General features: G+C 73.1%; 18 protein-coding genes. 7 read left to right on the forward strand and 11 right to left on the reverse strand.

Annotated features, from left to right (window positions below; genetic code table 11):
- Window positions 1–200: 200 nt before the first annotated feature.
- On the forward strand, window positions 201–1,718 hold the full coding sequence (locus ACFYXV_RS24765; protein ID WP_385475884.1) for a peptide MFS transporter: 1,518 nt from the start codon (window positions 201–203) through the stop codon (window positions 1,716–1,718).
- A 76-nt stretch (window positions 1,719–1,794) separates the two neighbouring features.
- On the opposite strand, the gene ACFYXV_RS24770 is transcribed toward ACFYXV_RS24765, so the two are convergent.
- From ACFYXV_RS24770 to hutU, 8 genes are all read right to left on the reverse strand, one after another.
- Entirely contained in the window at window positions 1,795–3,096 is a 1,302-nt protein-coding gene (locus ACFYXV_RS24770) for a hypothetical protein (protein ID WP_389384061.1), read from the reverse strand.
- Between the two features lie 14 nt (window positions 3,097–3,110).
- A complete protein-coding gene (locus ACFYXV_RS24775) occupies window positions 3,111–4,154 on the reverse strand; it encodes a hypothetical protein (protein ID WP_389384147.1) in 1,044 nt (347 codons plus the stop codon).
- 104 nt (window positions 4,155–4,258) lie between these two features.
- Window positions 4,259–5,299, reverse strand: a complete 1,041-nt coding sequence (locus ACFYXV_RS24780) for a hypothetical protein (RefSeq protein ID WP_389384062.1) — start codon at window positions 5,297–5,299, stop codon at window positions 4,259–4,261.
- A gap of 16 nt (window positions 5,300–5,315) precedes the next feature.
- Window positions 5,316–6,005 carry an LPXTG cell wall anchor domain-containing protein gene (locus ACFYXV_RS24785; RefSeq protein WP_389384063.1) on the reverse strand — a complete coding sequence of 230 codons (690 nt, stop codon included), beginning with the start codon at window positions 6,003–6,005 and terminating at the stop codon, window positions 5,316–5,318.
- A gap of 127 nt (window positions 6,006–6,132) precedes the next feature.
- The gene (hutI, locus tag ACFYXV_RS24790) at window positions 6,133–7,311 is read right to left on the reverse strand and encodes an imidazolonepropionase (protein WP_389384064.1); all 1,179 of its coding nucleotides are present in this window, start codon (window positions 7,309–7,311) and stop codon (window positions 6,133–6,135) included.
- Between the two features lie 23 nt (window positions 7,312–7,334).
- Complete coding sequence (locus ACFYXV_RS24795; protein WP_385473423.1) at window positions 7,335–8,675, reverse strand: formimidoylglutamate deiminase; 1,341 nt, start codon at window positions 8,673–8,675, stop codon at window positions 7,335–7,337.
- Complete coding sequence (locus tag ACFYXV_RS24800; RefSeq protein ID WP_385473425.1) at window positions 8,666–9,856, reverse strand: allantoate amidohydrolase; 1,191 nt, start codon at window positions 9,854–9,856, stop codon at window positions 8,666–8,668. Before ACFYXV_RS24800 ends, ACFYXV_RS24795 begins: the two co-directional genes overlap by 10 nt.
- 35 nt (window positions 9,857–9,891) lie before the next feature.
- Window positions 9,892–11,556 (reverse strand): urocanate hydratase, encoded by a 1,665-nt coding sequence (hutU, locus tag ACFYXV_RS24805; RefSeq protein WP_389384065.1) that lies wholly within the window; start codon window positions 11,554–11,556, stop codon window positions 9,892–9,894.
- A gap of 105 nt (window positions 11,557–11,661) precedes the next feature.
- Here hutU and ACFYXV_RS24810 point away from each other — a divergent pair, with 105 nt between their 5' ends.
- Entirely contained in the window at window positions 11,662–13,023 is a 1,362-nt protein-coding gene (locus ACFYXV_RS24810) for a diaminopimelate decarboxylase (protein WP_389384066.1), read from the forward strand.
- Between the two features lie 19 nt (window positions 13,024–13,042).
- On the opposite strand, the gene ACFYXV_RS24815 is transcribed toward ACFYXV_RS24810, so the two are convergent.
- Window positions 13,043–13,888 (reverse strand): MurR/RpiR family transcriptional regulator, encoded by an 846-nt coding sequence (locus tag ACFYXV_RS24815; protein ID WP_383338155.1) that lies wholly within the window; start codon window positions 13,886–13,888, stop codon window positions 13,043–13,045.
- 166 nt (window positions 13,889–14,054) lie between these two features.
- On the opposite strand from ACFYXV_RS24815, the gene ACFYXV_RS24820 reads away from it, so the two are divergent.
- Window positions 14,055–14,426, forward strand: coding sequence for a hypothetical protein (locus ACFYXV_RS24820; RefSeq protein WP_383338153.1), 372 nt, complete (start codon window positions 14,055–14,057; stop codon window positions 14,424–14,426).
- 325 nt (window positions 14,427–14,751) lie between these two features.
- On the opposite strand, the gene ACFYXV_RS24825 is transcribed toward ACFYXV_RS24820, so the two are convergent.
- Entirely contained in the window at window positions 14,752–16,134 is a 1,383-nt protein-coding gene (locus ACFYXV_RS24825) for a cystathionine beta-synthase (RefSeq protein ID WP_383338269.1), read from the reverse strand.
- Window positions 16,135–16,256: 122 nt separating this feature from the next.
- Between ACFYXV_RS24825 and ACFYXV_RS24830 the strand changes: the two genes are divergently transcribed.
- The 3 genes from ACFYXV_RS24830 (at window position 16,257) to ACFYXV_RS24840 (ending at window position 19,990) form a co-directional block, all read left to right on the forward strand.
- On the forward strand, window positions 16,257–17,330 hold the full coding sequence (locus tag ACFYXV_RS24830; RefSeq protein ID WP_385473366.1) for an SGNH/GDSL hydrolase family protein: 1,074 nt from the start codon (window positions 16,257–16,259) through the stop codon (window positions 17,328–17,330).
- A 192-nt stretch (window positions 17,331–17,522) separates the two neighbouring features.
- On the forward strand, window positions 17,523–18,743 hold the full coding sequence (locus tag ACFYXV_RS24835; RefSeq protein ID WP_383496528.1) for an acetyl-CoA C-acetyltransferase: 1,221 nt from the start codon (window positions 17,523–17,525) through the stop codon (window positions 18,741–18,743).
- Window positions 18,744–19,180: 437 nt separating this feature from the next.
- Window positions 19,181–19,990, forward strand: coding sequence for a hypothetical protein (locus tag ACFYXV_RS24840; protein WP_383338267.1), 810 nt, complete (start codon window positions 19,181–19,183; stop codon window positions 19,988–19,990).
- Between the two features lie 46 nt (window positions 19,991–20,036).
- Here ACFYXV_RS24840 and ACFYXV_RS24845 read toward each other — a convergent pair whose 3' ends face one another.
- On the reverse strand, window positions 20,037–20,399 hold the full coding sequence (locus ACFYXV_RS24845) for a hypothetical protein (RefSeq protein WP_389384067.1): 363 nt from the start codon (window positions 20,397–20,399) through the stop codon (window positions 20,037–20,039).
- Between the two features lie 106 nt (window positions 20,400–20,505).
- Between ACFYXV_RS24845 and ACFYXV_RS24850 the strand changes: the two genes are divergently transcribed.
- The gene (locus ACFYXV_RS24850) at window positions 20,506–20,736 is read left to right on the forward strand and encodes a DUF4287 domain-containing protein (protein ID WP_030865915.1); all 231 of its coding nucleotides are present in this window, start codon (window positions 20,506–20,508) and stop codon (window positions 20,734–20,736) included.
- Window positions 20,737–20,790: the final 54 nt, after the last annotated feature.

The raw sequence follows: 20,790 nt of genomic DNA on the forward strand, positions 1-20,790 counted from the left end.
GACCTGTGGGCCGGGCCCCGCGCGCCAAACGTGTGCGCCGGGGCGTGGATCCCGGTTACGGATGTCCCCTGCCCCCTTCCTGACGGACGGGGGCAGACCCCTGGGCGTGGGGTGGGACACCCGTCGCCGGTGCCGGCCACCCCCCACCGGGCGCTGTTCCGCTCACGAAGCGAAGCGTCCCGAGCAAGCAAGGATCGACCATGGCTTCCAGCCTGACGAAGGGCTCGGCGGACCCGTCCACCGAGAAGACCTTCTTCGGCCACCCCCGTGGCCTGGCCACTCTGTTCATGACCGAGATGTGGGAGCGTTTCTCCTACTACGGCATGCGTGCACTGCTGGTGTACTACCTGGTCTCGGGCGGCGCCGACGCCGCGACGGGCAGCCAGGGTGGCGGTCTGGCCATGACCGCGGCCACCACCACGGCCATCTACTCCGTGTACGTCTCGATGGTCTACCTGATGGCCATGCCGGGCGGCTGGTTCGGTGACCGTGTCTGGGGCGCCCGCAAGACGGTCGCCATCGCAGGCTTCGTGATCATGGCCGGTCACCTCTCGCTGGCCGTCCCCGGCCAGGCGATGTTCTTCGTCGGTCTGATCCTCGTCGCGGCGGGCTCCGGTCTGCTGAAGGCCAACATCTCCACGATGGTCGGCCACCTGTACAACGGCCCGGAGGACCCGCGCCGTGACGGTGGCTTCACGCTCTTCTACATCGGCATCAACCTCGGTGCGTTCGTCGCCCCGCTGGTCGTCGGCACGGTCGGCAAGGAGCACAACTGGCACCTGGGCTTCGCCCTCGCCGCCGTCGGCATGGGCCTGGGTCTGACCCAGTTCCTGCTCGGCACCAAGCACCTGAGCCCGAAGAGCAGCCTCGTCCCGAACCCGCTGTCGGCGGAGGAGCGCAAGGCCGTCCTGACCAAGGTCGTCCTCGCGGTCGTGGCCATCGCCGTCTTCTACGGCGCCGTCGTCGGCCTCGGCGCGTACACGCTGAACTGGGCCCTGGTCCCGCTGACGCTGGCCGGTCTGTTCATCCCGATCGCCGTCCTGACGCGCATCAAGCGCGACAAGGAGCTGTCGGGCGCCGAGCAGTCGAAGATGACCGCGTACATCTGGTTCTTCATCGCCGCGGCCGTCTTCTGGATGATCTACGACCAGGGTGGCTCGACGCTGTCCCTGTTCGCGGACGACAAGACCGCCGACACCGTCTTCGGCCTCGGCTTCTCGGCCACCTGGTACCAGTCGCTGAACCCGCTGTTCGTGATGGCTCTGGCCCCGGTCTTCGCCTGGCTGTGGGTGTGGCTGGCGCGCAAGAACCAGGAGCCGAACACCATCGTGAAGTTCGCGATGGGCCTGGTCCTGATCGGTGCCTCGTTCTTCGTCTTCATCGTCCCGATGGGCATGGCCGGCGACGGCACCAAGGTCTCCCCGATGTGGCTGGTCTCGATCTACATGATCCAGACCATCGGCGAGCTGTGCGTCTCCCCGGTCGGCCTCTCCGTCACCACGAAGATGGCCCCGCAGAAGTACGCCTCCCAGATGATGGGTGTCTGGTTCCTCGCGGTCACCGCCGGTGACTGCATCACCAGCCTCCTGTCCATCGGCGGCGTCGACCTCAACGGCACCTGGGTGATCGCCTTCCAGGCGCTCGCCGCGGCTCTGGCCGGCTTCGCGGTCTACGCGTACCGCAAGAAGGTCCAGGTCCTGATGGGCGACGTGCACTGACGCACCCCCTCCGGCTCGCGCGGCGGCCCGGCACACCTCCTGGTGTGCCGGGCCGCCGTGTTTTCGCCCGCAGGGGTTACCTCGTGCCGCGCAGACGACGCCACGGGGTGAAGGTGAAGACCGCGCCGCCGAGCAGGATCACCGTGCCGGCGACCAGGGCCAGCGCCTTGATGCCGCCCTCGTCCTCGGCGCCCGTCTCGGCGAGGCCGCCCGAGGCGGAGGTGGAGCCGGTGGTGGCCGGCGAGCCGGAGCCGCCCTCCTGGGCGGTGGTGTCGAGCTCCAGCGAGACGCCGCTGCTGGCCGCCTTGCAGGGCACGTTGATCGGCGTGGCCCCGGGGGCCATCGTGACGTCGATCGTCAGCTGGTCCGGGCTCAGCGTGACCTTGCCGGTCTTGCCGGGCTTGTAGGTGCCGGTCATGTCGCTGAGGCTGACCGGGGCCTTGTCCGGGATCGGTTCGGCGTTGGCCGGGCCGGAGACCTTGACCGTGCCGCTGTCCGCGCCGCCGAGCTTGATGTTCATCGAGGGCTTGAGGGCGCCCGCCGGCAGGGCCATCGGGCTGGCCATCGCGCCCTTGGCGGTCTTGACGGTCAGGTCGTAGCTGCCGCCGTTCTTCCTGGCGTTGATCGTGACGGGGGTCTTGATGCCGCCGGGGACGACCGGACCGCAGTCGAAGGCGACCTCGACGGGCTTGCCGGGGAAGTCGGTCTGGCCGCCACCGCCACCGGCCGTGGACCCGGCGGTGGACCCGGCCGTGGTGCCGCTGGTCGTGCCGGACGTCGTACCGCTCGTCGTACCGGCGGTGGTGCCGCTGGTCGTGCCGGACGTGGTGCCGGCCGTCGTGCCGCCGCTGGTGCCGGCCGACACGTCGATGGTGGCACCGACGCCCACGGCCCCCGTGGGCGCGCACTTGGTGACGAACGTGCCGAAGGAGAAGGTGACCGCGACGTCGTACTTGCCGGGGGTCAGCGTGATCTTGCCCGCCTTGGTGAGCTTCAGCTTCCCCTTCATCGTCGACATCTGCATGGGGGCCTTCTTGGGGATCGGCGGGTTCTTCTTCTCCCCGACGACCTTCAGCTCGCCTCCCCCGCCGCCCACCGTGATCCAGCCGGTGGGCTGGACCGCGTCCTGCGGGATGTCCATCAGGTCCGTGTTGTTCGAGGCCGGCTTCACGGTCTCCCAGGACACGTCGACCTCGTCACCGACCTTCGCCGACGCCGGGGCGGTGACCTTGGCGGTGGTCTCGCCCTGCACCGGGTCGCCGCCGCCCGCCGGCGGCACGCACTTGACGTTGAACTTGGTCTCGGCCGCCTGGGCGGGGCCGGCCCCGATGGCGATGCCGGCGCCGCCGAGCAGCAGCGCGATCACGGCCGCGCTCACCCTCCGTTGGGTCTTCACAAAGGTCCTTTCGTCGTCGGACTGTTCTCAGACGGTGCGGACGCCTGTGGTACGTGGGGGTTCCTCGGCCCCGGCGCGCTGTCCGGGGTGAACCACGGCAGTACCGCCGTGGTGGTCTGGGGGGAGTCCGGGGCGGGCGCCGGCCGGGCTTCGAAGGGGCCGCCCGGCTCCGGGGCGCTCGCGCCCCGGTGGCGGCCGGCGCCCGCCGCCGCCGTGCGCGGCCGGACCTTGTCGACGACGGCCATGCCGATGCGGAAGACCGCGGCGGGGATCACCAGCACGAGCAGGCCCCAGAACAGCAGCACCCCGTACGGGCGGTCCACGCCCCAGGGCTGCGTGGCCACGACCGTGTCCCCGTACTTGAGGGAGACGGTGTAGTCCCCGTGCGCCCCGGCCGCCAGGCTGACGTTCAGCCGGACCTCCGCCTTGCCGCCCGGCGGGATGGTGCCCTTCCACCGGACCTCGTCCCACAGCGGCGCGAACACCCCGTGGGCGGTGCCGAGCTGGAAGACGGGATCCTTGACCGGGGCCGAGCCGAGGTTGCCGACGGTGACCGTGAACTTCCGGGCGGGCGGGGCACCGAACCAGGTCAGCACCCCGTCCCCGCCCTCCAGCCGGACCCCGCTGAGCATGGCCAGGCGCGCCGAGCCGGACTCGGCGGGCAGCTCGGCCACCGGGTGGTCGGTGATCTTCAGCGGGGCGGCGACGGTGGCCTGGTCCCCGCCCACGGAGGTGACGTTGACGACGCAGGGGCAGGGCTTGGGCGGCGCCACGACGGCCAGCCGGGCGGCGAAGCGGCCGTCTTCGCCGACCGAGACCGCGGCCCCGTCCGCGTTGGCGCAGCTGTTGGTGCCGCCGATCATGTTCTGTCCGCAGAGCAGCAGCATCACCAGGGTCTTGGCGCGCCAGCCGGTGCCGGTGACGGTGATCTCGGCGCCCTTCGCGGCCTCCTGGAGCGAGAGCGCCACGGCGGGCTTGCCCTCGGCGGCGTGCGCCGCCGGGGCCGGTGCCGGGAACAGGATCAGGGCGCACAGCGCCAGCCCCGTCGCGAGGCGGGCCACGGCCTTGCCGCAGCGCCCCCGGCCGACCGGCCCGCCGACCGGCCCGCCGGCCTTCCCGCCGGCCTTCCCGCCGACTCTTCCGCTCACCTGGACGCTCCCGTCAGCTCGTGTTCCGGTGCCCGCTTCCCCGCGGGTACGGGCTCCTGCTCCGCCGGCGGCCCGCCGCGCCGCCGCTTGCGTACGAGGAGCAGCGCGGCCAGGCCGACGCCGCCGAGGGCGAGCAGCCCGGCGCCGATCCGGGCCGCGATCCCCCAGGGCACGAACCACGCCGAGGCGCCGGCGGTGGCCGGGGCCGCGCCGGGAGCGGTGACCGTGAGGGTGAGGTCGACGTCGTCGAGGACCGGGGCCCCGGGCCAGGGCTCGGTCAGCGACACCCGCTGACCGGGGAGCAGTTCGACGGGCAAGGCGCGGGCGGTGCGGCCCGGGACCTCGCCGAAGAGCCCCTCGGCGCGCAGGGCCAACTCGGGGACGAGGGCCACGTTGCCCCGGTTGACCAGGGTGTACGCGACGACCGCGCGGGCGCCCTTGCCGCGTACGGAGACGTCCTCGACCGTGAGGGCGGCCAGCGTCGGGCCGCCGACGCGCAGGTGGATCCGTACGCCCGCCTCGCGGCCGTCCTCGGAGGCGATCACGGCGGCCGGGTGGTCGCCGGGCAGGGAGGCGGGCGGGAGGGTGACGGTGAAGGGGACCACCGCGCGGGTGCGGGGCGGGATCCTCACGGTGCCGGCCGGCCCGAAGCTGATCCATGAGCCGGCGCCGGGGACCGCGGTGGCGCGGCCGTCTTTGGCCGCGGGCACCGCCGGGCTCACGGCGAGGGCGCCGTCCGCCGTGTTGTAGGCGTCGGCCCCGCGCAGGGTGACGGTGTGCTCCCGGTCGGAGGTGTTGGTCAGGGCCAGCCGGTCCTCCAGGACGGTGCCGGCCGGGCCCGCGAGGTAGAAGTACGGGCGCGCCGGCCCGGCGCCGCCCGCGGCGGGCTCGGCGGTCCAGCCGGGCTCGTCGGCGTGGGCGGGGGCGGCGGTGGTGACGGCGGCGCCGCCCGCGGCCCCGAGCAGCAGGACCGCGGCGAGCAACGCGGTGCGCGGGCGCCGGCCGGCGGTGTGCGCGGGGGTGTGGAGCACGGGCATGGCCGGGGTGCTCCGTTCAGGACCGGGCCCGCTGGCCGCGCCGGGTCAGCCAGAGCACGCCGGCGGCGCCGGTGAGGAGCACGGTGGCGCCGAGGGTGCCGAGGGCGAGGGCGGAGTCGGTGGGTCCGGTCTGCGGGAGGGTGTCTTCCGCGGTGTCCCCGGATCCCGCGGATCCCGCGGATGCCCCGGAGGGCCCTGTGCCCGTCACGTCCAGCTCAAGGGAGGGCTTGGGGCTGTTGCCGGGGGTGCAGGTGGTCGTGGTCCCCAGCGCCTTGATGGTGAGCACGCCCGCCGTGAAGGTGACCTTGCCGCTCTTCTTGGGGGTGTAGGTGCCCGAGAGGTCGGTGATCTTGATGGGGGTGTTGGCGGGCACGGCCTCGGGATTGGACGCTCCCGATACCGGCACGGACGCCTTCTCGGCCCCGCCGACGAGGATGACGGCGCTGGGGCTCATGGCGCCCTTGCCGAGTTCGACCGGGCTGGACGAGACGCCCTTCTGGAAGGACATCGTCAGCTTGTACCCGCCGCCCTCCTTGACGGCCTTGATGTCGATGGGCGAGACCGCCGACTTGTCCCCGATGGGGGTCTTGCAGTCGTACGCGACGTCGACGACGTCCGCATGGGCTGCGGGGGCGGCCAGCAGGACCGCCGCCGCGGCCAGCGCGGAGGCCAGCGCGAGCGCGGTGGAGCGTTTCCGGTCGGACACCTTCGTCTTCCCCTCGGGCCACGGATTCCCGATGGCCGATTCCTGACGGCGCATCAGATTGGTGGCTCAAGGTACGCCCGGGGCCTTACGGAGGGAAGACAAAGGACGGGCCGGGATTGACCGTTCGTCAGTGGGCGCGGACGCCCTTCCGCCAGACCGCCGAAACCAGCGGAACGCCCGGCCGGTAGGCCAGGTGGACATGGCTCGGCGCCTCCAGGAGGGCCAGGTCGGCGCGGGCCCCGGGGGCGATCCGGCCGATGTCGGTGCGGCGCAGGGCGCGGGCGCCGCCGGCGGTGGCGGACCAGAGCGCCTCGTCCGGGGTCATCCGCATGTCGCGTACCGCGAGGGCGATGCAGAAGGGCATCGAGCTCGTGTACGAGGAGCCGGGGTTGCAGTCGGTGGACAGCGCGACGGTGGCGCCCGCGTCGATCAGGCGGCGGGCGTCGGGCCACTGGGCGCGGGTGGAGAACTCGGCGCCGGGCAGCAGCGTGGCGACGGTGGTGTCCGCGGCCTGGACGAGGGCGTCGACGTCGGCGTCGGTGAGGTGGGTGCAGTGGTCGGCGGAGGCGGCCTCCAGCTCCACGGCGAGCTGCACGCCGGGGCCGTGGGAGAGCTGGTTGGCGTGGACGCGCGGGATCAGCCCGGCGGCGGCGCCGGCGGTGAGGATCGCGCGGGCCTGGTCGCCGTCGAAGGCGCCCTTCTCGCAGAACACGTCGACCCAGCGGGCGTACGGGGCACAGGCCGCGAGCATCTCGCCCGTGACGAGGCCGACGTAGCCCGCCGGGTCCTCGGCGTAGTCGGGAGAGACGATGTGCGCGCCGAGGTAGGTGACCTCCTCGGTGTGCGCGGCGGCGATGCGCAGGGCACGGGCCTCGTCCTCGACGGTGAGGCCGTAGCCGGACTTGGTCTCGAAGGTGGTGGTGCCCTGCCGGCGGGCCTCTTCGAGGTGCCGGACGAGGTTGGCTTCGAGCTCGGCGTCGGTGGCGGCGCGGGTGGCGGCGACGGTGGTCCGGATGCCGCCCGCCGAGTAGCTCCGCCCGGACATGCGGGCGTTGAACTCCGCGGTGCGGTCGCCGGCGAAGACGAGGTGGGAGTGGGAGTCGACGAAGCCGGGGATCAGCGCCCGGCCGCCCGCGTCGAACGCGGAGTCGGCGGCCGGGGCCCGGTCGGCGGGGCCGGCCCAGGCGATGGTCTCGCCGTCGATGACGACGGCCGCGTCCCGGACGAGCCCGAGGGGGCTGCCGTCTCCCAGCGCGGGGTCGTTGGTGACGAGGCTGCCGATGTTGGTGACGAGGGTGGTGGACATGGTTCCCTTCGGGAACGAGAACGTCAGCCGCGGACGGCTGCGATGGACTCGGAAAGGGCGGACGGGACGTCCGGGACCAGGGTGTGCGACCCGTCGCGGACGATGTGGCGGCCGCCCACCACCGTGTGGCGGACATCGGCGGCCGTGGCCGCGAAGACGGCCGTCTCGGCGCCGAGCCGCGGCAGCGGACCGGCCGTGCGTACGGAGTCCAGCGCGATCGTGGTGAAGTCCGCGAGCGCGCCCGCCTCCAGGCGGCCCGCGTCGGCCAGACCCAGCGCCGCGTGGCCGTCCGCCGTCGCCGCCGTCAGCAGCGCGTTCGCCGTCCAGTGCCCCCGGGTCCGGCTGCGCAGGCGCTCGTTCAGCTCCATCGCGCGGGCCTCCTCCAGGAGGTCGATCACGGCGTGGCTGTCGCTGCCGAGCGAGAGCGGGCTGCCCGCGTGCTGGAGCCGGACCGCCGGACCGATGCCGTCGGCCAGGTCCCGCTCCGTCGTGGGACACATGCACGTGCCGGTGGCCGTGCCGCCGAGCAGCGCGATGTCCCCGTCCGTCAGGTGCGTGTTGTGGACGCCGACGGTCCGCGGGCCGAGCACCCCGTGGTCGGCCAGCAGCTGCGTCGGGGTGCGCCCGTGCGCGGCCTGGCAGGCCTCGTTCTCGGCGGTCTGCTCCGAGAGGTGGACGTGCAGCGGGGCCCGCCGCTCCCCGGCCCAGCGGGCCACGGTGTCCAGCTGGTCCGCCGGTACGGCGCGCACCGAGTGGACCGCCGCACCGATCAGCGCGTGCTCGCGCGGCTTCAGGGCCGAGACCCGCTCCGCCCACGCCTCGGCCGTCCCGTCCGAGAACCGCAGCTGGTGGTGGTCGGGGGCCTTGCCGAAGCCCGAGGACAGGTACGCCGTGTCCAGCAGCGTGATCCGGATGCCCGCCGCCGCGGCCGCCTCGATCAGGGCCTCGCCCATCGCGTTGGGGTCGGCGTACGGGGCGCCGCCCGGGGCGTGGTGCACGTAGTGGAACTCGCCGACGTTGGTGATCCCGGCCAGCGCCATCTCCGCGTACACCGCCCGCGCGAGCGCGAAGTACGTGTCGGGGGTGAGGTTCTGGGCGACCGTGTACATGAACTCGCGCCAGGTCCAGAAGGTCCCGGACCCCACCTGGACGCGGGAGCGCAGCGCCCGGTGGAAGGCGTGCGAGTGCGCGTTGGCCAGCCCCGGAACGGTCAGGCCGCGCAGTACCTCCGCCCCCGGCGGCGGGGTCTCGACCCCGGTCCGCAGGTTGGCGATCCGTCCGTCGGCGCCCGCGTCGAGGGCCACGCCCGGCTCCACGTGCGTGCCGAGCCAGGCGTGTTCCAACCAGTACGTCTTCACCGGCAGGCCAGTCCTTCCAGTACGTCGGCCAGCGCGAGGACTCCGGCCACGCAGTCGTCCTCGGCGGCGAACTCCCGCGGGGAGTGGGAGACCCCGGTCGGGTTCCGTACGAACAGCATCGCGGTCGGGACGGCGGCGGAGAGGATTCCGGCGTCGTGTCCCGCGCCCGTGCCGAGGACGGGGACGGAGCCGCCGAGGATCCGGTTCATCTCGTCGCGCAGGGCGTGCTCGAACTCGACGACCGGGGTGAAGGACTCCCGTACGACGGCCAGGTCGATGCCGTCCTGGTCGGCGCGCTCGCGGGCGGCCTTCTCGATGGCGGTGACCACGGTGTCCAGCGTCGCCTGGTCGGCCGCGCGGGAGTCGAGCCAGCCGCGTACCAGCGAGGGGATGGCGTTGACCCCGTTCGGCTCGACGGAGATCTTGCCGAAGGTGGCGACGGCCCCGGCGAGGGCAGCCTCGGTACGGGCGGCCAGGACGGTCGAGGCGTACGTGAGCATCGGGTCGCGGCGGTCCACGAGACGGGTGGTCCCGGCGTGGTTGGCCTCGCCGCGGAAGTCGAACCGCCAGCGGCCGTGCGGCCAGATCGCGGAGGCGATGCCGACGCGGTCGCCGGAGAGGTCCAGGGCCCGGCCCTGCTCGACGTGGAGCTCGACGAACGCGCCGATACGGGCGAGGCGCTCGGGGTCGGCGCCGATGGCCGAGGGGTCGTACCCGGCGGCCTCCATGGCCTCGGGCAGGCTGATCCCGTCGGCGTCGCGGAGCTCGTACGCCTTCTCCTTGGTCAGCTGTCCGGCCGCGAGCCGGGAGCCGACGCAGGCGAGGCCGAAGCGGGCCCCTTCCTCGTCACCGAAGTTGGTGATGGCCAGCGGCCGGGTGAACTCCACGCCCCTCCTGCGGAGTTCGTCCAGGGCCGAGAAGGAGGACACCACGCCGAGGGGGCCGTCGAAGGCGCCCCCGTCGGGCACGGAGTCCAGGTGGGAGCCGGTGACGACGGCGTCACCGGCGAGGGGGTCGCCGAGCCAGGCCCACTGGTTGCCGTTGCGGTCGGTCTCGTACGCGAGACCGCGGGCCTCGGCCTGCGCCTGGAACCAGGTCCGGCAGTCGGCGTCGGCCCCGGTCCAGGCGTGGCGGCGGTAGCCGCCGGACTCGGCGTGGCGGCCGATGGGGGCGAGCTCGTTCCACATGGTGTGGAACGAGGCCGCCCCGGCGGGGTTGTCGCTCACGCGTCGTCGCCCTCGCGCATGGGGACGCGGACGCCGCGCTCGTCCGCCACCGTCTCGGCGATGTCGTAGCCCGCGTCGACGTGGCGGATGACGCCCATGCCGGGGTCGTTGGTGAGCACGCGGCGGATCTTCTCGCCCGCGAGCTTGGTGCCGTCGGCGACGGTGACCTGGCCGGCGTGGATCGAGCGGCCCATGCCGACGCCGCCGCCGTGGTGGATCGAGACCCAGGAGGCACCGGAGGCCACGTTGACCATGGCGTTGAGCAGCGGCCAGTCCGCGATCGCGTCGGAGCCGTCGAGCATGGCCTCGGTCTCGCGGTACGGGGAGGCCACCGAGCCGCAGTCGAGGTGGTCGCGGCCGATGGCCAGCGGGGCGGCGAGGGTGCCGTCGGCGACCATCTCGTTGAAGCGCTCGCCGGCCTTGTCGCGCTCGCCGTAGCCGAGCCAGCAGATGCGCGCCGGCAGGCCCTGGAAGTGGACGCGCTCGCCGGCCATCTTGATCCAGCGGTGCAGGGACTCGTTCTCGGGGAAGAGCTCCAGCATCGCCTTGTCGGTCTTGTGGATGTCCGAGGCCTCGCCGGACAGGGCCGCCCAGCGGAAGGGGCCCTTGCCCTCGCAGAAGAGGGGGCGGATGTAGGCGGGGACGAAGCCGGGGAAGGCGAACGCGCGGTCGTAGCCGGCCAGCTGGGCCTCGCCGCGGATGGAGTTGCCGTAGTCGAAGACCTCGGAGCCGGCGTCCATGAAGCCGACCATGGCCTCGACGTGCTTGGCCATGGACTCGCGGGCGCGGGTGGTGAAGCCGGCCGGGTCCTTGGCCGCGTACGCCGCCATGTCGTCGAAGTCGACGCCGACGGGGAGGTACGCGAGCGGGTCGTGGGCGGAGGTCTGGTCCGTCACGATGTCGATCGGGGCGCCCTCGGCGAGCATCTGCGGGAGCAGCTCGGCGGCGTTGCCGAGGAGGCCGATGGAGAGCGGCTTGCGGGCGTCGCGGGCTTCGACGGCCAGCTGGAGGGCGTGGCGCAGGTTGTCGGCCTTGACGTCCAGGTAGCGGTGCTCGATGCGGCGCTCGATGGCGCGCGGGTCGACGTCGATGCAGATCGCGACGCCGTCGTTCATCGTCACGGCCAGCGGCTGGGCGCCGCCCATGCCGCCGAGGCCGGCGGTGAGGGTGATGGTGCCGGCGAGGGTCCCGTTGAACTTCTTGGCGGCGACGGCCGCGAAGGTCTCGTAGGTGCCCTGGAGGATGCCCTGGGTGCCGATGTAGATCCAGGAACCGGCGGTCATCTGGCCGTACATGGTCAGGCCGAGGTGCTCCAGGCGGCGGAACTCCTCCCAGTTGGCCCAGTCGCCGACCAGGTTGGAGTTGGCGAGGAGCACGCGCGGTGCCCACTCGTGGGTCTGCATCACGCCGACCGGACGGCCGGACTGCACGAGCATCGTCTCGTCCTGCTTGAGGGTGCGCAGGGTGCGGACCATCGCGTCGTACGAGCGCCAGTCGCGGGCGGCCTTGCCGGTGCCGCCGTAGACGACGAGCTTGTCCGGGTGCTCGGCGACCTCGGGGTCGAGGTTGTTCTGGAGCATCCGGAGGGCGGCTTCCTGCTGCCATCCCAGGGCGCTGAGCTCGGTGCCTCGTGCGGCACGTACGGGGCGGGGTCCTGACATGGCGGGTGCCTCCTCCGATGTTGGGCGATCTATTCACATCCTGGCTCCCTGAATAGATTCAGTCAACAGCTGCGGGCCGACCCGCCGGGTGATTGGCTGGCGGGCATGGCTGCCGAGATGCACGCGATGGACGCTCCGGACGCGGCGAAGCGCCGGGACATGGCCGTACGGGCCGCTGTCGAGCAGGGCCTGGTGGGCGGGGCGGAGGGCACGCAGCCCCTGGTCTGCCTGCTGGACGTGGCCGGGATCCGCGCCTCCGCCGCCGCCCTGACCGGCGCTTTCGCCGCCGCCCTGGCTCCCGGCACCCCCGTCCTGCACGCCTTCGCGGTGAAGGCCTGCCCGCTGGTGCCGGTGCTGCGGCTGCTGGCGGAGCACGGCCTGGGCTGCGAGGTGGCCGGTCCGGGCGAGCTGGAGCTGGCCCGGGCGGCGGGGGTGGAGCCGCAGCGGACGGTCCTGGACTCCCCCGCCAAGACGGTGGCCGAGCTGCACGGGGCACTGGCCCTCGGGATCGCGGTGAACGCGGACAACCGCCAGGAGCTGGACCGCCTGGACGCGCTGATCGCGGGCGCCCCCACCCGGTCCCCGGTCGGGATCCGGATCAACCCGCAGACGGGCGCGGGCACGATCGGCGCCCTCTCCACCGCCACCACGACCTCGAAGTTCGGCGTCGCGCTCCGGGATCCGGGCGCCCGCGAGTGGCTGGTGCGCGCGTACATCGACCGCCCGTGGCTGACCCGGCTGCACATCCACTCGGGCTCCCAGGGGGTCCCCCTGTCCCTGATCGCGGAGGGGGTGCGCGACCTCCACGCCCTGGCCGAGGAGATCAACGCGGCGGCCGGGCGCCGCCAGGTCGACACCCTCGACATCGGCGGCGGCCTGCCGGTGAACTTCGCCTCGGACGAGGAGCGCCCGACGTACGCGCAGTACGTGGCGGCCCTCCGCGCGGCCGTCCCGGACCTGTTCCGCGGCCGCTACGGCCTGGTGACGGAGTTCGGCAGGTCACTGCTGGCCAAGCACGGGCTGGTGGTCTCCCGGGTCGAGTACACGAAGACCACCGGGGGCCGCCGGATCGCGCTCACGCACGCGGGGGTGCAGCTGGCGACCCGTACGGTGTACGCCCCGGCGGCGTGGCCGCTGCGGATCCTGCCGTACGACGCGAAGGGCGCCCCGAAGACGGGCCCGCCCGTCGCCCACGACATCGCGGGCCCGGCCTGCTTCGCGGGCGATCTGCTCGCCACGGCCCGGGACCTGCCGGAACTCGCCCCGGGCGACCTGGTCGCGGTCCCGGACACGGGCGCGTACTTCTTCACGGCCCACTACGGCTACAACAGCCTCCCCCGCCCCGCGGTCCACGGCTTCACGACCGCGCCCTCCGGCGAGACCCGCTTCAGCCTGGCCCGCCCCGGGCAGTCCCCGGCATCCCTGGTGACGGAGGCGGGCGGCGAGTACCGCGACGCGCTCCTGTGACGCCGGCGGCGCACCCCGGCTACTCCACGAACAGGCCCCGAGCCGCCGCGCGGGCGTCGAAGGCCTCCAGGCGGGCCTGGGCGTCGGGGAGGGCGTCGGCCATCGCCTCCAGCAGGACCCGGCCCAGCAGCATCGGCGCGCAGGCCGTGTCGAAGGCCAGGCCCGTGCCGACCGGCGCCGGAATCAGCAGGTCCGAGGAGCGGGCCACCGGCGCGAAGGCCGAGTCGGCGACCGTCACCACCTTCAGCCCCGCCCCCCGCGCGTGGTCCAGCGCCTCCGCCACCTCCCGCGGATGCCGCGGCAGCGCGAAACACAGCAGCGCCGAAGCACCCGCCCCGGCCGCCGCGTCGATCCGGTCGGCGAGCATCGAGCCGCCCTCGTCGAGCAGGCGTACGTCCGGATGCACCTTCGCGGCGAAGTAGGCGAACCCGCGGGCCTGCGAGGACGCCGCGCGCAGCCCGAGCACGGGCAGCGGACGGGACCCGGCCAGCACCCGCCCCGCCTCCTCGACCGGCGAAGGGTCGGCGAGCATGGCCGACAGCTGCCGCAGGTTCTCGATCTCCCCCTGGACGGCCTGCTGGTACTCGTTGTACGCGTCCTCGTGCGCGGCGGCCGCGGCGCGCTCGGCGGGAGCCACCTCGCGCAGGTGCCGGCGCAGCGCCGGATAGCCGTCGAAGCCGAGCGCCACCGCGAACCGGGTCACCGACGGCTGGCTCACCCCGGCCAGATCGGCGAGCTCCACGCTCGACAGGAACGGCACGTCGGCCGCCCCGCGCACCATGCAGTGGGCGATCCGTCGCTGGGTGGGCGTCAGCCGGTGCCCCTCGAACAGCTTCTGCAGCCGCGCTGCCGGGCTGTCGCTCATCCCGACCCCTCCGTCCCCGTGAATATTCAGTCACCGAGCACTCTGCATGCGGTTATGCAGCACGGCAAGCCGCGGACCGCTCCGCGAGACGCGCCAGGCCCCGGCGGCGGGGAATACGGGGGCTAACCCCAGTGCCCCGGCCGCCGGCCGTTCCTACGCTGGGCGCATGGAGTCCCAGGAGCTGAAGAAGGAACTCGACGCGACGTTGGACGCCCGGCGCGAGCTGGGGCCGGACTACGAGGCCGCGCTCGTGGACTCCTTCGTGGAAAAGGTCGACACGCAGGTCCGGCGCAGGCTGGCCGAGGAGCGCCTGGCCGCCGCCCGGGGCGGCCCCGCGGGCAGGCCGTCCCCGCTGGAGGGCGGCTTCGGCGAACGCTTCGGCTTCGCCATCGTCACGCTGGTCCTGGCGATCCCGCTGTCGGCGATCGGCGCCACCCAGGCGGGGCTCAGCGGCCTGCTGGTCGCCTGGGCGGGCGTACTCGGCGTGAACTTCGTCCACGCCACGAAGCGCCTGCGCCCCCGCGACAAGGCCGAGTGACACCGGACCGGAGAAGAGTGCGCGGGGACCGCCGCACCCTCGCGAGCGAGGGGCGGGACGACGGCGGTCCCCGCGAAGGACACGGGCCGGGTCAGGGCCGTCCGCGTCCGTGGCGTTCACGCGGTCCGGGAGCCGCTCCGGAAGTACGCCAACGCCGTTCGGTGGTGCCGGCCCGGAGGTCTGCCCTCCCTGCCGACAACCACCACTCTGCCGGAGCCGTGTTAAGCCGGTGCTGCCGCCACATGACGGGCCCGTACCTTTTGTGCGACGGCCCGACACGGCGTCATCGCGCCACGCGCCCGCGCCACTTCACGACGGCTCGCGGCTACTTCGCGCCCTTGGCGAGGAACGCCAGCAGGTCCTGACGGCTCACCACACCGGTCGGCTTGCCCTCGACCAGCACGATCGCCGCGTCCGCCTCGCCCAGTACGGACATCAGCTCCGACACCGGCTCGCCCGAACCGACCTGCGGCAGCGGCCGGCTCATGTGCTTCTCCAGCGGGTCGGACAGCGAGGCCTGCTTCGCGAACAGCGCCGCCAGCAGCTCCTTCTCCACGACCGAGCCGATGACCTCGGCGGCCATCACGTCCGGGTGGCCGGCACCGGGCTTGACGATCGGCATCTGCGAGACGCCGTACTCGCGCAGCACCTCGATGGCCTCGCCGACGGTCTCCTCGGGGTGCATGTGGACGAGGGAGGGAATGCCGCCCTCCTTGTCGCTGAGCACGTCGCCGATGCGCGCGGCGGGGCCGGCCTCCTCCAGGAAGCCGTGTCCCGCCATCCACTCGTCGCTGAAGATCTTGCTGAGGTAGCCGCGGCCGCTGTCCGGCAGCAGGACGACGACCACGTCGTCCGGGCCGAGCCCCTCGGCCGCCTTCAGCGCCGCGACGACCGCCATGCCGCAGGAGCCGCCGACGAGCAGGCCCTCCTCCTTGGCGAGGCGGCGGGTCATCTGGAAGGAGTCCTTGTCGGACACCGCGATGATCTCGTCCGTCACGTTCGGGTCGTAAGCGGTCGGCCAGAAGTCCTCGCCGACGCCCTCGACCAGGTACGGGCGACCCGAGCCGCCGGAGTAGACCGAGCCCTCGGGGTCGGCGCCGATGACCTTGACCTTGCCGCCGGACACCTCCTTGAGGTAGTTGCCCGTACCCGAAATCGTGCCGCCGGTGCCGACGCCCGCGACGAAGTGGGTGATCTTCCCCTCCGTCTGCTCCCACAGCTCGGGACCGGTGGTCTCGTAGTGCGAACGGGGGTTGTTCGGATTGCTGTACTGGTCGGGCTTCCAGGCGCCGGGCTCGCGCGCGAGGCGGTCGGAGACGTTGTAGTACGAGTCCGGGTGCTCCGGGTCGACGGCGGTCGGGCAGACCACGACCTCGGCTCCGTACGCGCGCATCACGTTGATCTTGTCCATGGACACCTTGTCAGGGCAGACGAAGATGCACTTGTAGCCCTTCTGCTGGGCCACGATGGCGAGTCCTACACCGGTGTTGCCGCTGGTGGGCTCCACGATGGTGCCGCCGGGCTTGAGGGCACCGCTCTGCTCGGCGGCCTCGATCATCCGGACGGCGATCCGGTCCTTAACGGATCCACCGGGATTGAAGTACTCGACCTTGGCAAGGACGGTGGCCTGCAGGCCTTCGGTCACACGGTTGAGCTTCACCAGCGGGGTGTTGCCGACGAGGCTGATCATCGAGTCGTGGAATTGCACCATGTTCTCCAGGGAGGGGACTCCACGGGTTCTCCGGGAGGTCACGCCAGACTAAGCGGAAAGGGATTGGCCGACCGGCAGTACGGGGCAGGTAGGTCATCGGGACCCGGCAGGAAGGGAAGGTGGCTCAAGGGGTGTCCAGGGCGAGGACGGCCCGCCGGATCGCGGCGGGCGCGGCGTACGGCGGAGGCGGGCTCGGGCTGGTCGGAGTCGCCGCCGTGGGGCTGGTGCTGGCGGAGGTCCAGTTCGCGAAGCGGACGGTGGGCACCGGGCTCGGTGATCCGCCGCGCGCGGACGGGCTGTACGGGAGCGAGTTCGCGGCGCTGGTGGCGGCCGGCCCGGACCCGGACGCGGGGCCGCTGCGGCTCGGCATGCTGGGCGACTCCACGGCCGCCGGGCTGGGCGTGCGCAGAGCCAGACAGACCCCGGCCGCGCTGCTGGCCTCGGGGCTGGCGGCGGTGGCCGAGCGGCCGGTGGAGCTGCGGAACGTGGCCCTCTCGGGGGCCATGTCCGACGACCTCGACCGGCAGGCGGGACTGCTCCTGGACGGGGAGCTGCCGCCGCCGGACGTGTGCGTGATCATGATCGGCGCGAACGACGTGACGCGGCGGATGCCGCCGACGCAGTCGGTGCGCCACCTGACCTCGGCCGTCCGGAGACTGCGGCTCGCGGGCTCCGAAGTGGTGGTCGGCACCTGCCCCGACCTGGGCACCATCGAGCCCGTGTACCAGCCGCTGCGCTGGCTGGCCCGGCGGGTCTCGCGCCAGCTGGCCGCCGCGCAGACGATAGGGGCCGTCGCCCTGGGCGCCCGTACGGTCTCCATGGGGGACCTGCTGGGCCCGGAGTTCGCGGCGAACCCGCGCGAGATGTTCGGCCCGGATTCGTACCACCCCTCGGCGGAGGGCTACGCGACGGCCGCCATGGCCGTCCTGCCCACGCTCTGCGCGGCGCTGTCGCTGTGGCCGGAGTCCGACCGGCTGGAGGTCGCGCGGGACGAGGACATGCTGCCGGTGGCCAAGGCGGCGTCGGCCGCCGCCGGGCAGGCGGGCACGGAGGTCACCCAGGCCCGCGGCCCGTGGGCCCTGCTGAAGCACCGCCGCCGCAGGCGGGTCCCGGGCGAGGACCTGGCGGCCGCTCCGGCCTCGCGCGGGGCGTCCACGCCCCCGCCCCGGGCCGACACCCCGTCGCCGGGCTGAGGGCCGGGGCCGGAGGGCCGGGCCGGGAGCCGGCGGGCTGGCGGGCCGGGCCGGAACAGCGGGCCGGCCCGGCGCGTTCCACCGACGGAGCGACCGGCATCACATGCCCAAGTCGGTGACCTCGACCGTACGGGCCGGTAACTTCGCTTGCGGTCCAGCAACGAGCCGCAACTCACCCCCCTTGGAGCCCCGATGCCCGAAGCAGTCATCGTTTCCACCGCCCGCTCCCCCATCGGGCGCGCCTTCAAGGGGTCCCTCAAGGACGTGCGCCCGGACGACCTGACCGCCACGATCATCCAGGCCGCCCTCGCCAAGATCCCCGAGCTGGACCCGCGCCAGATCGACGACCTGATGCTCGGCTGCGGCCTCCCCGGCGGCGAGCAGGGCAACAACCTGGCCCGCATCGTGGCCGTGCAGATGGGCATGGACTTCCTGCCCGGCACGACGATCACCCGCTACTGCTCCTCCTCCCTGCAGACCTCCCGCATGGCGCTGCACGCCATCAAGGCGGGCGAGGGCGACGTCTTCATCTCGGCCGGCGTCGAGATGGTCTCCAGCTTCGCCAAGGGCAACTCGGACTCGTGGCCCGACACCCACAACCCGCTCTTCGCCGACGCCGAGGCCCGTACGGCCGAGGTCGCGCAGAGCGAGGGCTCCTCGTGGCACGACCCGCGCGAGGACGGCCTCGTCCCCGACGCGTACATCGCGATGGGCCAGACCGCCGAGAACCTGGCCCGGATCAAGGGCGTGACCCGCCAGGACATGGACGAGTTCGGCGTCCGCTCGCAGAACCTCGCCGAGGCCGCCATCAAGAACGGCTTCTGGGAGCGGGAGATCACCCCGGTCACCACTCCGGACGGCACCGTCGTCTCCGGGGACGACGGCCCGCGCGCCGGCGTGACCCTGGAGGGCGTCCAGGGCCTCAAGCCCGTCTTCCGCCCCGACGGCCTGGTCACGGCCGCCAACTGCTGCCCGCTCAACGACGGCGCCGCCGCGCTGGTCATCATGAGCGACACCAAGGCGCGGGAGCTGGGCCTGACCCCGCTGGCGCGGATCGTCTCCACCGGTGTCACCGGCCTCTCCCCCGAGATCATGGGCCTGGGCCCGGTCGAGGCGTCGAAGCAGGCCCTGAAGCGCGCCGGCCTGACCGTGGGCGACATCGACCTGTTCGAGATCAACGAGGCCTTCGCGGCCCAGGTCATCCCGTCGTACCGCGACCTGGAGATCCCGCTGGAGAAGCTGAACGTCAACGGCGGCGCCATCGCCGTCGGTCACCCGTTCGGGATGACCGGCGCCCGCATCACCGGCACGCTGATCAACAGCCTCCAGTTCCACGACAAGCAGTTCGGCCTGGAAACGATGTGCGTGGGCGGCGGCCAGGGCATGGCGATGGTGATCGAGCGGCTGAGCTGAGCCGGAGCGGAGGGTAGGGGTCGCCACGACCGCCTCGGCATGCGGCTCCGCCGCGTGGCGAGCGGCGGCACCTGCCCGCAGCGGTGGCGAAGCTCAGCGCGACCACGAGCAGCGAGCGGCTGAGCCGAGCCGGAGCGGAGGGTGGGGGTCGCCCCGGGGAGTCCGGGCGCCGCAAGGGATCCGCTTGATCCCTTGCGGCGTACTGACACCGATTCCAATCCCGTCGCGGCCGACCTGTGACCGAATCTCCCCCAGGATGTGACCTACACCCTGGGGGTTTGGCATTTCCGCAGGTCAGGGCAGATTCGCAGGAGCCGGGTGTGACCAAAGCCCTGTCCAATTCGTGACGTAATGCACTGCACGCCATTCCCAGGTCGGGACACTCTGATGTAGGAAGTCGGGGGATCGAATCAACCAGGAGTTAGTCAGTGAGCGCCATGTCTCTTGCCCTGCTGCTGACCACGGCTGCCGCCGCGGCCGTGGGCGCTGCTGCGCTGCACGCCGTACACGGCCTGCGCAAGCAGGTGACGGCCCTCCGCGGTGAGCTGGCGACGCCCGCCCACACCCGCGGTACGACCGTCCCGCACGCCCGCAGTGCCGTGCAGTCCCCCGCCGCCGAGATACGAGCCGCCGTGGCCGAGGCCCTGGCCGAGGAGCGCGAGCGCGAGCTCGCCGAGGCGCGGGCCTTCTGGGCCGCGCAGGAGGCCCGTGACGCCGCCGACGCTCCTTCGCTCCTCGGCGGCCTGCCCGGCCTCGGTGAGGACGGCCCGGGCGTCTTCCTGCCCCGCCAGGCCGACCTGGTCGGCCTGGAGCCGCTGCTCGGCGACGAGGCCGTCGACGACTACCCCGAGGATTCGGCCGAGCTGGCCGCCGCCCGCCGGCGCCACCCCTCGCACCCCGACTTCGTACCGGTCCAGGCTCCGGCACCCGGCGCCGACCACGAGCGCACCGTCTCCCGCCTGGAGGAGCTCGCGGAGGCCCGTACGGCCCTCGCGGACGTCCGCCCGGGCCCGCTGGGCACGCTCGACGTGTACGTCTTCACCGACGGCACCACCCTGTGCATGACCCCGGGCCACCGGGAGACGGCGGAGCGCCTCGCCGAGGCGCTGCGCTCGGGCACCGCGCCGGTCCTGCTGGGCGGCTCCGGGATCTCGGGCGCCTACGCGCTGACCTTCTCCTGCGGCGACGCCCAGGACCCGGACGACAACGTCTACATCCTCGCGGACCGCGTCATCGCGTCGCTCTGATCACCGCGCCGCTCCGTGCGGCGCTCCGATCAGCACGGCGCTCCGATCAGCGCGACGCTCCGGCTTCCGCCCGCTCCACCAGCCGTACGGCCTCGTCCAGCATCACGGACGGGGCCTCGGCCGTTTCCGGGGCCCCCTCGGCGGCGGCGCGCAGCGCCTCCGCGAGGTCCAGGCCGGCCACCGCCACCTGGTCCCCGACCACGAACACCCCCGCGTCGGGCATCTCCCGCGCCGGAGCCGCCCCCGCGCCCTCCCGGTGCGCCTCCAGCGCCTGGGACCGTACGGAGAGCTCTCGGGCCAGCTCCAGCGCCCGGGCCGCGGCCCCCTGCTGGAGGCGGCTCTGCGGCATGGCCCGCAGCCGGTCGGCGAAACGCTCCACGGCGGCGGTCAGGGGCGAAGTATCAAGCACCCGGCCGACCTTACGCGCCGTCGCGGCGCCATTGCCAACGGGCGAACTCTCCGGCACGGTGGCGTGAAGAGAACAGCACAGCACGGCGATACCTCCGGAGGCGCCCATGTCCGTAGAGTTCTCCGAGCAGACCCACCGCAACATGATCGACAGAATCCCCCTGACGACCGGTCGTGAAGTCTCCGACTGGCTCCGCGCCGTGGACGACGGCCCCTCCCTCGTCCGGTTCGAGGAGAAGGTCAGCTGGCTGCGCGGCGCGCACGAACTCTCGTACGGCCAGGCCAAGGCGATCATCCACGAGTACGACCTGCGCAGGGCGGCCCGCAAATTCGGCTGAGCCCGCCCCCGACCCGACACCCACCACCCCCTCCGTCCCCGATCCGTGTCCGTC

The organism is Streptomyces sp. NPDC002181, from assembly GCF_042890485.1.
In the GTDB taxonomy this organism is placed as follows: Bacteria; Actinomycetota; Actinomycetes; order Streptomycetales; family Streptomycetaceae; genus Streptomyces.

Excerpts from the sequence above, each read along its gene's own strand:
- hutI (WP_389384064.1), bottom strand. The coding sequence starts at position 7,311 with ATGTCCACCACCCTCGTCACCAACATCGGCAGCCTCGTCACCAACGAC.
- ACFYXV_RS24835 (WP_383496528.1), top strand. The coding sequence starts at position 17,523 with ATGCCCGAAGCAGTCATCGTTTCCACCGCCCGCTCCCCCATCGGGCGC.
- ACFYXV_RS24800 (WP_385473425.1), bottom strand. The coding sequence starts at position 9,856 with ATGTGGAACGAGCTCGCCCCCATCGGCCGCCACGCCGAGTCCGGCGGC.
- hutU (WP_389384065.1), bottom strand. The coding sequence starts at position 11,556 with ATGTCAGGACCCCGCCCCGTACGTGCCGCACGAGGCACCGAGCTCAGC.
- ACFYXV_RS24810 (WP_389384066.1), top strand. The coding sequence starts at position 11,662 with ATGGCTGCCGAGATGCACGCGATGGACGCTCCGGACGCGGCGAAGCGC.
- ACFYXV_RS24815 (WP_383338155.1), bottom strand. The coding sequence starts at position 13,888 with ATGAGCGACAGCCCGGCAGCGCGGCTGCAGAAGCTGTTCGAGGGGCAC.
- ACFYXV_RS24780 (WP_389384062.1), bottom strand. The coding sequence starts at position 5,299 with ATGCCCGTGCTCCACACCCCCGCGCACACCGCCGGCCGGCGCCCGCGC.
- ACFYXV_RS24820 (WP_383338153.1), top strand. The coding sequence starts at position 14,055 with ATGGAGTCCCAGGAGCTGAAGAAGGAACTCGACGCGACGTTGGACGCC.
- ACFYXV_RS24765 (WP_385475884.1), top strand. The coding sequence starts at position 201 with ATGGCTTCCAGCCTGACGAAGGGCTCGGCGGACCCGTCCACCGAGAAG.
- ACFYXV_RS24840 (WP_383338267.1), top strand. The coding sequence starts at position 19,181 with ATGTCTCTTGCCCTGCTGCTGACCACGGCTGCCGCCGCGGCCGTGGGC.
- ACFYXV_RS24850 (WP_030865915.1), top strand. The coding sequence starts at position 20,506 with ATGTCCGTAGAGTTCTCCGAGCAGACCCACCGCAACATGATCGACAGA.